The sequence below is a fragment of the Salipiger aestuarii genome (assembly GCF_003259905.1).
Lineage (GTDB): Bacteria > Pseudomonadota > Alphaproteobacteria > Rhodobacterales > Rhodobacteraceae > Salipiger > Salipiger aestuarii.
Window position 1 is genome coordinate 67,071 of sequence record NZ_QLMG01000002.1, and the last position, 11,972, is coordinate 79,042.

Annotated in this window: 10 protein-coding genes; 6 read left to right on the plus strand and 4 right to left on the minus strand. The window is 65.3% G+C overall.

The window, feature by feature from the left end:
- Nucleotides 1-46 precede the first annotated feature (46 nt).
- The 3 genes from ATI53_RS01685 to dapA form a co-directional block, all read right to left on the minus strand.
- Nucleotides 47-580 (minus strand): DUF3035 domain-containing protein, encoded by a 534-nt coding sequence (locus ATI53_RS01685; protein ID WP_009506699.1) that lies wholly within the window; start codon nt 578-580, stop codon nt 47-49.
- 48 nt (nt 581-628) lie between these two features.
- Nucleotides 629-1,123 carry a signal peptidase II gene (lspA, locus tag ATI53_RS01690; protein ID WP_009506698.1) on the minus strand — a complete coding sequence of 165 codons (495 nt, stop codon included), beginning with the start codon at nt 1,121-1,123 and terminating at the stop codon, nt 629-631.
- A gap of 345 nt (nt 1,124-1,468) precedes the next feature.
- Nucleotides 1,469-2,344: a 4-hydroxy-tetrahydrodipicolinate synthase gene (dapA, locus tag ATI53_RS01695; RefSeq protein ID WP_009506696.1), complete on the minus strand. Its 876-nt coding sequence runs from the start codon at nt 2,342-2,344 to the stop codon at nt 1,469-1,471.
- Nucleotides 2,345-2,478: 134 nt separating this feature from the next.
- On the opposite strand from dapA, the gene ATI53_RS01700 reads away from it, so the two are divergent.
- Nucleotides 2,479-4,428, plus strand: a complete 1,950-nt coding sequence (locus ATI53_RS01700) for a lytic transglycosylase domain-containing protein (RefSeq protein WP_111549589.1) — start codon at nt 2,479-2,481, stop codon at nt 4,426-4,428.
- Between the two features lie 99 nt (nt 4,429-4,527).
- Here the strand turns inward: ATI53_RS01700 and ATI53_RS01705 are convergent, their stop codons facing one another.
- Nucleotides 4,528-5,079 (minus strand): LOG family protein, encoded by a 552-nt coding sequence (locus ATI53_RS01705; protein WP_111549590.1) that lies wholly within the window; start codon nt 5,077-5,079, stop codon nt 4,528-4,530.
- Nucleotides 5,080-5,193: 114 nt separating this feature from the next.
- Here ATI53_RS01705 and ATI53_RS01710 point away from each other — a divergent pair, with 114 nt between their 5' ends.
- The 5 genes from ATI53_RS01710 (at nt 5,194) to ATI53_RS01730 (ending at nt 11,928) form a co-directional block, all read left to right on the plus strand.
- Nucleotides 5,194-6,390, plus strand: a complete 1,197-nt coding sequence (locus tag ATI53_RS01710) for a LysM peptidoglycan-binding domain-containing protein (RefSeq protein ID WP_111549591.1) — start codon at nt 5,194-5,196, stop codon at nt 6,388-6,390.
- A gap of 125 nt (nt 6,391-6,515) precedes the next feature.
- Nucleotides 6,516-8,333: an ABCB family ABC transporter ATP-binding protein/permease gene (locus ATI53_RS01715; RefSeq protein WP_111549592.1), complete on the plus strand. Its 1,818-nt coding sequence runs from the start codon at nt 6,516-6,518 to the stop codon at nt 8,331-8,333.
- Nucleotides 8,334-8,467: 134 nt separating this feature from the next.
- Nucleotides 8,468-10,606 (plus strand): malate synthase G, encoded by a 2,139-nt coding sequence (locus tag ATI53_RS01720; RefSeq protein ID WP_009506686.1) that lies wholly within the window; start codon nt 8,468-8,470, stop codon nt 10,604-10,606.
- 50 nt (nt 10,607-10,656) lie between these two features.
- Entirely contained in the window at nt 10,657-11,085 is a 429-nt protein-coding gene (locus ATI53_RS01725; protein WP_009506684.1) for a GlcG/HbpS family heme-binding protein, read from the plus strand.
- Nucleotides 11,086-11,151: 66 nt separating this feature from the next.
- Nucleotides 11,152-11,928, plus strand: a complete 777-nt coding sequence (locus tag ATI53_RS01730) for a gamma-glutamyl-gamma-aminobutyrate hydrolase family protein (RefSeq protein WP_009506682.1) — start codon at nt 11,152-11,154, stop codon at nt 11,926-11,928.
- The last annotated feature ends 44 nt before the right edge of the window (nt 11,929-11,972 follow it).

An 11,972-nucleotide genomic window follows, 5' to 3' on the forward strand; every position in this document is an offset into this window, starting at 1 on the left:
AAAGAGAGGTATTCCAAGCGGTGGTGGCGGGATCGTGAAGCGCCGGTCAGTCCTCGTAGCCCTGTGGAGGCGCCGAAGGCGTGCGCGCCCCGGCCCGCCGGAACGCATCAAGCACCGCGTAGGTGTCCAGCCACTGGCTGCGATAGGCGTCGTAATATTCATCCTGCGGGACGATCTTGTAGCTGAACAGCGACTTGCGCTTGCGATAGGCCAGATCTTCGGCGGCAAGCCGGGTGCGGATCTGCGGGTCGCGCCCGAACCGCGATGCGGTGCCGATCAGCGCCCCATCGCCCGCCGGTGCGCCGGTTTCGGCCAGCCGCGCGGGGTTGCCACCCAGCGCTGCGACCGCATCCGCCTTGGGGGTCGGGTCGGTCCGGTTGGCCGCGCCGGGAACGGGAGCGGGCAGTTCGGCGAAATTCGGCGGCGTTTGCAGCGGCTTGGTAGGGAGAATGGCAAATTCCTCGGGCTGGCCGCTGTTGGTCTTGAGACGATGCAGGCGGATGTCCCGTTCGCCCGGCGAACAGGCGGCAAGGCCGGTGACCCCCAACATCAATGCGACCTGCGCCAACTTCATTGCCATACTCCGGACCTTGTCTTTCATTTGCTTTACCCTATCGCGCGCGGCCCGTCACGGGGCCTTTTTGCGCGGGCCGTTGCCCTGCGATCTTCCGCCCGGAAGCAGCACCAGACCAAGCGCCCCGGCAAAGATCGCAATATCCGCGACGTTAAAGGCGAACGGGTTGTCGATTCCGCAACACGACATGTTGAGAAAATCCGCCACCGCCCCGTACAGCAGCCGGTCCACCACGTTGCCCAGCGCACCGCCGATCAGCAGGCCCCCCGACACCAGCCCCGGCCAGCCCGGCGGGTCGCGCCGCAACCAGACCACGACGAACAGGACGATCCCCAGCGCGACCGAGATCAGCACCCATTTGGTCGCCTCGGACCCGCCGCCCAGCAAGCCGAAATTGATGCCGTAATTCCAGGCCATGCGGAAATTCAGCAACGGCGGCAGAATGTCGATGGCATGGCGCACATCCAGCGACATCACATGCACGACGATCCATTTGCTCAACTGGTCGATGATGAAGGTGAACAGCGCCACCCAGGTCACGATCCGCACGTTCTGTCTCCACCGCCTGGCTTTCGCCACGCTCTACCCTCCCGGCGCGCCAATGAAAAGGTCCGGCACAAGGGTGACCGCGTGGCGCGCCGGCCACAAGGGCAAATCGCTTTTGCAGTCCCGGCATGTCCGGTCGCAATCTTTCCACGATCCTGCTTTGTCAGGCCGCCATGCACCCATTTCCGCCCCAAGCGGGGGCCGCCGGGTCATCGCGCCTCTTGCTGTGCGTCGCAGCCCGGCGGAGCGACGACGCGAAAACGAAAAAGAGAGGCCACCGCCAGGCGCCTCTCTTAAGTCTCTTCGGGCCAGATCGGGGGGGGCGAACGCCGCCGCCCGCGATGCCCTCTAGTCGAGCAGCCCCGCGTGGCGCAGCGCCCCGTCCAGCCGGGCGGCCACGGGTTCGCTCACCGGCAGCAGCGGCAGACGTACGTCGTTTTCGCACAGCCCAAGCTTCGACATGGCGTATTTCGCTCCCGACACTCCGGGTTCGGCAAAAATCGCCTGATGCAGGGGCATCAGCTTGTCCTGAATCTCCAGCGCCCTGGCGTAATCGCCCGCCAGCGTCGCTTCTTGCAGTTGCGCGCTCAGCGCGGGGGCGACGTTGGCTGTCACCGAAATGCAGCCGATGCCACCCTGCGCGTTGAACCCGTGCGCGGTTGCGTCCTCGCCCGAGATTTGCAGGAAATCAGGCCCGCAGGTCATACGCTGGGCGCAAACCCGCGCAAGATCGCCGGTCGCGTCCTTGACCCCGACGATGCGCGGCAGTTTGGCCAGTTCACCCATGGTGGCGGGCGACATGTCCACGGCGGACCGACCGGGGATGTTATAGATCACGATCGGGATTTCGGCGCAGTCGTGCAGCGCGGTGAAATGCGCGATCATGCCCGCCTGCGTCGGCTTGTTGTAATAGGGCGTGACCACAAGTGCCGCGTCCGCGCCGATGCGCTTGGCGAATTGCACGAAGCGGATCGCCTCGTCGGTGTTGTTCGACCCCGCACCCGCGATGACGGGAATGCGGCCCGCGACGGCATCCACGACGCATTGAATCACCGCTTCGTGTTCGGAATGCGTCAGCGTCGGGCTTTCGCCCGTGGTGCCGACGGGCACAAGCCCGTGACTGCCCTGATCCACATGCCATTCGACAAGACGTTTGAGCGTGTCGAAATCCACTGCACCGTCCCTGAACGGCGTAATGAGGGCAGGCATCGACCCTTTCAACATGACACGCTCCATTTTCTGTTATCTCCTCGTGCGCAACGGCGATCCTCTGCCAGAGTTGTGAGTTGGACGGGCAAGGAAGGCACGCTAGTGTTCGCCGCGCGTCTATTCCTTTTCAGAACGGAAATTGCAAGCTTATGTCGCGCCTCTGGGTCCTGATCCTTTTTCTTCTCGTGTCGCTTCCGGCGACGGCACAGGAAACCCGCCCTCTGGCCAAGGCGATGGGGGATATGCGGTCGGGCAACTGGGCGGCGGCGCTGATCGATTCGCGCGGCGACGGTCAGGCCGCGCTGGACGTGATCCTGTGGCACTACCTGCGCGCCAGCCGGGGCGATGCCACCCAGATCATGGATTTCCTGGCCCGCAACCCCGATTGGCCGGGTATGGATTATCTGCGCGAGAAATCCGAAATCGCGATTTCGGAATCCGGCGATAATGACATCATCCGCGCGTTCTTCGATGGGTACCGCCCGCAAACCGGCGCCGGTGCGCTGGCGCTTGCCCGCAGCCATATGGCCCAGGGGCAGCGCGGCGCCGCCGAGGCCGAGGTGGTACTGGCCTGGCGCACCCTTGCGCTTTCGCCGGACGAGCGCAGCGCCTTTCTGGCCGACTGGGGAGATTTGCTGAAGGATCACCACCATGCGCGCCTGGATATGGCGCTGTGGAAGGGCTGGAGTTCCAACGCGCGCGCCATCATGTCTCTGGTGTCGGAAGACATGCGGGCGCTGGCTGAGGCGCGCCTGGGGCTGCGCGACATGGTGCCCGGTGTGGACGGGCTGATCGCCAAGGTGCCGGACTCGCTTCTGGATGACGCGGGGCTTGCCTATGAACGGTTCCTGTGGCGTGTGAAGAAGCGGCGCACTGACGATGCCATAGCCCTGCTTCTGGAGCGGTCGCAAACCGCCGAGACGCTGGGCGAGCCCTGGGCCTGGGCGGGCAACCGCGACGACCTGGCCCATGCGCTGATGCTGGATGGCAGGGACCGCGAAGCCTACCAGGTGGCGTCGACCCACCACCTGGTGGACGGGTCCGATTTCGCGGCGCTGGAATGGCTGTCGGGCTACATCGCGCTGCGCCGCCTCGATGATCCGAAAACGGCGCTGTCGCATTTCCGCGGCCATGGCGAGGCGGTGGAATCGCCGATCTCGCGCGGCAGGGCCGGGTATTGGCGCGGTCGGGCGCTGGAAGCGCTGGGCGACGCCGAGGGCGCGCAGACCGCCTATGCGGAAGGCGGGCGCTGGCAGACCTCGTTCTATGGGCTTTTGTCGGCGGAAAAGGCGGGGTTGCCAACTGATCCCGCCTTGTCGGGCGCCGAGGATTTTCCGCCCTGGCAAGAGGCGGCGTTCACCCAAAGCAGCGTCTACAAGGCTGCGATTCTGCTGCTGGCCTCGGGCGAGAAAGCCCTGGGCGAGCGATTCCTGACCCATCTCGCCGAGAGTTTGGATCGCCAGCAGATCGGACAGATGGGCCGCATGCTCGAAGAAATGCAGTTGCCGCATGTGCAGGTGATGCTGGGCAAGCGCGCCGCGCGCTATGGCATTGAATTGCCGGGGCCGTATTACGCGCTGCATCCCGACATCGTCGCGACCGAATTTCCGGTACCAAAGGAGCTGGTCCTGTCGATCGCGCGGCGCGAATCCGAATTCGATCCGGTGGTGGTCAGCCACGCTGGTGCGCGTGGTCTGATGCAGTTGATGCCGGGCACCGCCAAGGACGTTTCAGGCTGGCTGGGGATCAGCTACTCGGTCGATCGACTCACGTCCGACCCGGCCTACAACGCCACGCTTGGGTCGACCTATCTTGCCGACCTGGCGAAACGCTTCGACGGCAATATCGTGATGATGGCCGCGGGATATAACGCCGGGCCAGGGCGGCCGACCCGCTGGATGGCCGATTATGGTGACCCGCGAAAGGGCGAGATCGACGTGGTGGACTGGATCGAGATGATTCCGTTTAACGAGACGCGCAACTATGTGATGCGCGTGTCCGAAAGCCTGCCTGTCTACCGCGCGCGGTTGGGGCGGGACCCGCTGCCGGTGTCGTTCAGCGAAGAACTTGTCGGTGGCACCTTGCGCGTCAGCGACTGACGGGCGGTACATCCGGCCCAAGATTTTTCGTACGAAAAATCTTGGGCAACGTCGCGCGGGATCAGCGGATTTTTCGTACGAAAAATCCTCGGGCGGACGTTAGCCGAGGGCACGGCGCAGGATGACCATCGTCTCGTCGACGTTGCGGGCGCTTTGCACAAAATCCAGCAGTGAGCTTTCAGCGAATCCTTCATTGACCACATGAGTCATCAGCGCTTTGAGCGGTCCCCAGAAGCCGTCGCTGTCCAGCAGGACGATGGGCTTGTCGTGCAGGCCCAGCTGGCGCCATGTAAGGACTTCGAAGAACTCGTCGAGACTGCCGGCACCGCCCGGCAGCAGCACGATGGCATCGGCGTTCATCAACATGACTTTTTTGCGCTCGTGCATGGTTTCGGTTATCACAAGTCGGGTCAGATCGGTTTTACCGACCTCGCGGGCCAGCAGGTGGGTGGGAATCACGCCAAAGGTCTCTCCTCCGGCGCTTTGAGCCGCGCGCGCCACGATCCCCATCAGTCCGACGTCGCCCGCGCCGTAGATGAGACGCCAAGTCTCGCCCGCGATAGCCAGTCCCAGCGCCTCGGCCGCCCGGGCGTGGGTTGCATTTTTGCCATTGCGTGCGCCGCAATAGACACAGATTGACCGTTGGCTCATGGCTTTGACTCGACAAATGGATGATTTTGTCCGGTGATAACGGGATCGTCATGGCACCTCAACCGGTCGGAACCGCGTCCACGTCGGGACCTGCCTGGGATTTTGGACTTAAATATGGACAGCAAGCTTCTTGGATGGGGGATCCTGGGGGCCGTCGCGTTTGCGGGGGTTGCTGCCGTCATGTTTGGTGTGGACCGGGCCAGGGGCCCCTCGGATCTGGCCTCGCCGCAGGCGGAGGGGAGGGACTTGCCCGTCACGGCGCCGTCGTCGGCCCCCCCCTCTGCGGCGATGACATCGGGCTGGTCGGTGGACACGCCAACCCCGCCCGCCGCGGCATCGGCGCCCTTGTTGCCGGACAGCAGCGTGGCGGTGGCGAACGTTCCTCCTTCCGATCCGGCTCCGCCCAGCTTCGACCTCGTCCGCGCCGATCCGGACGGAATGACGCTGGTCGCGGGCAACGCCCCGCCCGGAGCGATCGTTTCAGTCCTGATCGACGGTGTCGCCCAGGCCACGGGGGCTGCGGATGACAGGGGGCGTTTCGCGCATTTCCTGGATCTGCCGCCCGACGATGCCGCGCGGGTGCTGACACTTCGCATGTCTGTGGGCGGGCGCGAGATCGTGTCGACCGACGAGGTCTTGCTGGCCGCGCCGCCGCGCCCATTGGCGCCGCAACAGCCGGTTCCACCGCAGGCGCTGGCGCCGGATGCTGTCGCGGTCACTGCCCCGACCGCCACCGCTTCGCCTGTCGACGCCCCGCCTGCCGCAACGCCGCGAGCCCCGGCGTCAGTCGCGTTTCTGTCGACTGAAGATGGGGTTGCGCTGATCCAGCCCGCCGTTCCGCCGCTGGCTCCCGGAGATGTGGCCATCGATGCCATCACCTATGACACGGGGGCGAAGGTCGCGCTGTCCGGGCGCGGCCGTGCCGGGGCACAGCTGAGGGTCTACCTCGACAACCGTTCCGTCGCGACGGCGACCGTGCCACGGGACGGGCGCTGGCGGGCCGAGCTGCCGCAGATCGACGCGGGCACCTACACGCTTAGGGTCGATCAGATGGGGGTGGACGGCGACGTTACCGCGCGCGCCGAAAGCCCGTTCCTGCGCGAATCCCCCGCAAAGCTGGCTGCCGTCGCGCAAGAGGCGGACGCGCCGCTGGCGGTGGTCACCGTCCAGCCGGGTCACACGCTGTGGGCGCTTGCGCGGGACCGATACGGCGACGGGTTCGCCTATGTAAAGGTGTTTGAAGCCAATCGCAGCCAGATCCGCGATGCGGACCTGATCTATCCGGGGCAGGTTTTCGATCTGCCCGACTGACGGGCGCGCCGGTCGTGCAAATGCGCACAGATCGGTCTTCGCGCGCGCGCAAGCGTGCCGCGCGTCGCTGGCATCCTGCCGGTCTGCGCGCTATGGGCGGCACAGCCGACCCGAAAGGACCAGCCATGCCCCCCGATACCGACACGGACACCGAGATCGCGCGCGCCGAGCGCCGCTCTGCCTGGCGCACGATCCGCCGCGTCGGCCCGTACCTGTGGCCTGACGGTCAGGGCTGGGTGAAACGGCGCGTCGTGCTGTCGCTGGTGCTGTTGCTGGTGGCAAAGCTGATCGCGGTCGGCACCCCGATCCTGTACAAGCGTGCCGTTGACAGCCTGTCGGGCGAGGTGCCCGATCTGGCGCTTGGAGCGGTGGGGCTGACCGTCGCCTATGGTGTGGCGCGGCTGACCACCGTTGGGTTCCAGCAGTTGCGCGACGGCATCTTTGCCCGTGTCGGCCAGCGCGCCCTGCGCCGCCTGGCGCTGGAAACCTTTTCCCATATCCACCGCCTGTCCATGCGGTACCACATCACGCGCCGGACCGGCGGGCTGAGCCGCATCATCGAGCGCGGCGTAAAGGGTGTGGATTTTCTGCTGCGGTTCATGCTGTTCAGCGTCGGGCCGCTGATCGTCGAGCTGCTGCTGGTCGGCGGGGTTCTGTTCTGGCTGTTCGACATCTGGTATCTGGCGGTCGTTGCCGTCACCATCGCGCTTTATGTCTGGTTCACCTTCAAGGTGACCGAATGGCGGGTGCGCCTGCGCCGGACCATGAACGATCAGGACACCGACGCCAACCAGAAGGCCATCGACAGTCTGCTCAATTTCGAGACCGTCAAGTATTTCGGGGCCGAGGCGCGCGAGGCCGCGCGCTACGATGACGCGATGCGCGGATATGAGGCGGCAGCGGTCAAGACCTCGACCTCGCTGGCCTTCCTCAACTTCGGCCAGTCCTTGCTGATCACCTGCGGGCTTGTCATCGTCATGGTGATGGCCGCAGTTGGCGTGCAGAACGGCAATCTGACGGTGGGCGATTTTGTCATGGTCAACGCCTACATGATCCAGATCACCATGCCGCTGAACTTTCTTGGCACGGTCTATCGCGAGATCCGCCAGAGCCTTGTGGACATGGGCCAGATGTTCGACCTGCTCGATCAGCCGCAAGAGGTGTCGGACAAGCCCGGCGCGCCCGCCATCACGGTCGCGGGCGGGGTCGTGGAATTCGACGACATCCGCTTTGGCTACGATGCCGAGCGCGCGATCCTGCGCGGTGTGTCGCTGCGCGTGGGGGCGGGGGAAAACGTCGCGCTGGTCGGGCCGTCGGGGTCGGGCAAGTCGACCATCGGACGGCTGCTGTTCCGCTTTTACGACGTGCAGGGCGGCGCCATCCGGATCGACGGGCAGGATCTGCGCGATGTGAGACAGGACAGCCTGCATGCGCAGATCGGCGTGGTGCCCCAGGACACCGTGCTGTTCAACGATTCCATCCGCTACAACATCGCCTATGGCCGCGCCGGGGCAAGCATGGACGACATCGTCGCCGCTGCGAAGGCCGCGCAGATCCACAGCTTTATCGAAAGCCTGCCAGAGGGGTATGACACCGCCGTGGGCGAGCGCGGGCTGAAGCTTTCGGGCGGTGAAAAGCAACGGGTGGGGATTGCGCGCACGCTGCTCAAGAACCCGCCGATCCTGCTGTTGGATGAGGCGACATCGGCGCTGGACACTGAAACCGAGGCCGAGATTCAGGACGCGCTCGAACGCGCGGGCGAGGGGCGCACCGTCATCACCATCGCGCACCGGCTGTCCACCATCGCCGACGCGGACCGGATCGTGGTGCTGGAGGCGGGCGAGGTCGTCGAAGAGGGCACCCACGAGGCGCTTTTGGCGCGCAAGGGACGCTACGCCCAGCTTTGGGCACGCCAGCAGGCGGAAAGCGAAGAAGCGGCCTGACCGCGGCTGCGCAGCGAGGCGGCAGGTTGGCTGTGAAAAGGCGTCGAATTGGTCAGGTTAGTTGACCGGTGTTGTTTCCGATCGGAAACTTCCCTAGACCGGACAGCAACCCGATTCCGCCAGGAGGCCCCATCATGACCACGCGACTTTCCCGCAGCGATCTTCGGGTCGATCCCGTTCTGGTCGATTTCATCGAGACCAAGGCCCTTGCGGGCAGCGGCGTGACGCCCGATCGGTTCTGGTCGGCGCTGTCGAGTCTTGCGCATGAGTTCGGCCCGCGCAACCGCGCGCTTATGGAAAAGCGCGACGATATTCAGGGGCTGCTGGACACTTGGCATCTGGAACGCCGCGGCCGGCCGCATGATGCCGCCGCCTACCGGGCGTTTCTGGAAAGGATCGGCTACATCCTGCCCGAAGGCCCCGATTTCGAAATCGAAACCCAGGACACCGATGCCGAAATCGCGAGCATCCCCGGCCCGCAACTGGTGGTTCCCATCACCAACGCGCGCTACGCGCTGAACGCGGCGAACGCGCGTTGGGGGTCGTTGTTCGACGCATTGTACGGCACCGACGCGCTGGGGTCGGTGGCGCCCAGGGGCGGGTTCGACCTGGACCGCGCCGCACAGGTGGTGGCGCGGGCCAAGGCGTTTCTGGATGAGACCTTTCCGGTGGCGGGCGGGCAGCACGCCGGGGCGGACGGCTATACCGTCGCCGATGGCGCGCTGCTGGTCGGTGGCAAGCCGCTGGCGTCGCCGGGGCAATTCGCAGGCTATCGCGGCGACGCGACAGCACCTGAGGCGATCTTGCTGCGCAACAACGGACTGCATGTGGAGCTGGCGCTGGATCGGGACCATTCCATCGGCAAGACCGACAGCGCGGGGCTTGCGGATGTCGTGATGGAATCGGCGATCTCGGCGATCATGGATTGCGAAGACAGCGTCGCCTGCGTGGATGCGCGGGACAAGACGCTGGCCTATGCCAACTGGCTGGGCCTGATGAAGGGCGACCTGTCGGACACGTTCGACAAGGGCGGCAAGACGGTGACCCGCACGCTGGCGGCGGACCGCAGCTATACCGCGCCGGATGGCTCGGCGCTGACGCTCAAGGGCCGGTCGCTGATGCTGGTGCGCAATGTCGGCCACCTGATGACCAACCCCGCGATCCTGCTTAAAGACGGCTCCGAGATCTATGAGGGGCTGATGGATGCGATGATCACCACGCTGATCGCAAAGCATGATCTGGCGCGCGAGGGCGGCAATTCGGTCAAGGGGTCGGTCTATGTGGTCAAGCCCAAGATGCACGGCCCCGAAGAGGTGGCGTTCGCCGACGAGATCTTCAGCTTTGTCGAAGACGCGCTGGGCCTGGCGCGATACACCGTCAAGCTGGGCATCATGGACGAGGAACGGCGCACATCGGTGAACCTGCGCGAATGCATCCGCGCCGCGAAGCACCGGGTGGCGTTCATCAACACCGGCTTTCTCGATCGCACCGGCGACGAGATGCACAGCTCGATGGAGGCGGGACCGATGCTGCGCAAGGGTGACATGAAGGACACCGCCTGGATCGCGTCCTATGAGGATCGCAACGTCGATGTCGGGCTGGCCTGTGGCCTGCGCGGACGCGCGCAGATCGGCAAGGGCATGTGGGCGATGCCGGATCTGATGGCGGACATGCTCAAGGCCAAGATCGGCCACCCCAAGGCCGGCGCGACCTGCGCCTGGGTGCCGTCGTCCACCGCGGCCACGCTGCACGCGCTGCACTACCATATGGTTGACGTGCTGGCGGTGCAGGCCGAACTTTTGGCGGGCGGGCCGCGCGGCACGCTGGACGATCTGCTGACCATTCCCGTGGCCGAGGGGGTCAACTGGTCCGACGCCGAAATCGCCGAAGAGATCGAGAACAACGCGCAGGGCATCCTTGGCTATGTGGTGCGATGGGTCGATCAGGGGGTCGGGTGTTCCAAGGTGCCCGACATCCACGATGTCGCTCTGATGGAGGACCGGGCGACCTGCCGGATTTCCTCGCAGCATCTGGCGAACTGGCTGCACCACGGCGTGGTGTCCGAAGACGAGGTGATGGCAGCGATGAAAAAGATGGCTGCCGTGGTCGATCGTCAGAATGCGGGCGACGCCGGCTATGTGCCGATGGCGCCGGGATTCGACGGGCCCGCGTTCAAGGCCGCCTGCGATCTGGTGTTCGAGGGCCACGTGCAGCCGTCGGGCTACACCGAGCCGGTGCTGCACAGGCGGCGGCTGGAACGCAAGGCGGGCTAGGCCGCCACATTTTTACAGGCATTTTGCCGAAATGATGAAAGGATGTCCCAGTGGCAGGGATTTCACTGAGCCGGGCGCGGCAAATGATCCGCAAGACGTTTGATGCGGGCAAGGAAGCACGAATGAACCCGCTGTCGGCGGTGGTGCTGGACGAGGGCGGCAACATCATCGCCTTTGAACGCCAGGACGGGGCAAGCCCCGGCCGGTTTCAGATCGCGCATGGCAAGGCCCATGGCGCGGTGATGCTGGGCATGCCCGGCAGCGCACAGATGGCGCGCGCTGAAGCACAGGCCTATTTCATGGCCGCGGCCAACGGTGCGTTCGGCGGTGCGCTGGTGCCGGTGCCGGGTGGCATATTATTAAAGGATTCCAAGGGCCGGACTCTGGGCGCGCTGGGCGTGACGGGCGATACGTCCGACAACGACGCCGTTGCCGGAAAAGCGGGCGTCGAGGCCGCCGGACTGGTGCCCGAGGTCTGAGCAACCTTTCGGAAACTTTGCTCCTGCACTATGTTGAGTTTCAGGTGCAGTAAAGAAGAGGTTCGCATGGCCCGCCCTGTCGTCGGAATCATTGGCAATTATCTCATGGTGAACGACAGCTACCCCGCGCATGCGGGGGGCGAGATGAACACCGAGGCGGTGTCCTGTGTATCGGACTGCGTGCCGCTGCTGGTCGCTCCCGATCCGCGCTTTGTCTCCGTCGACGAACTGATGGAGGTATGCGACGGATTCCTGCTGACCGGGGGACGCCCCAATGTCCACCCCGAGGAATACGGCGAAGAGGCGACCGAGGCGCATGGCACCTTTGACCGCGCGCGCGATGCCGTCGTGCTGCCGCTGGTGCGCGCCTGCGTCGAGCGCGGGCAGCCCTTCATGGGCATCTGCCGCGGTTTCCAGGAGGTGAACGTCGCCATGGGCGGCACGCTTTATCCCGAAATCCGCGATCTGCCGGGGCGTCTTAACCATCGGATGCCCCCCGATGGCACGCTTGAAGAAAAATTCGCGCTGCGCCACAAGGTGTGCCTGACCGAGGGCGGCTGTTTTCATAAACTCTTCGGTGCCGCCGAGGTGATGACCAACACGCTGCACGGGCAGGGCATCAAGACGCCCGGCGCGCGGATCGTCATCGAGGGGCTGGCGCCCGACGGCACCCCTGAGGCGATTGTGGTGAAGGGCGCGCCAGGCTTTACCCTGTCGGTGCAGTGGCATCCCGAATGGGACGCGGCCAACGACCCGGTGTCGCGCCCGCTGTTCGAGGCATTCGGCGATGCGGTGCGCGATTTTGTCGCCCGGCGCCACACGCGACAGCGGATCCCGGCCTGAGACGCGGTCACGCAGCCCGGCGGGCGTGCGCCAGCCCCTGATGC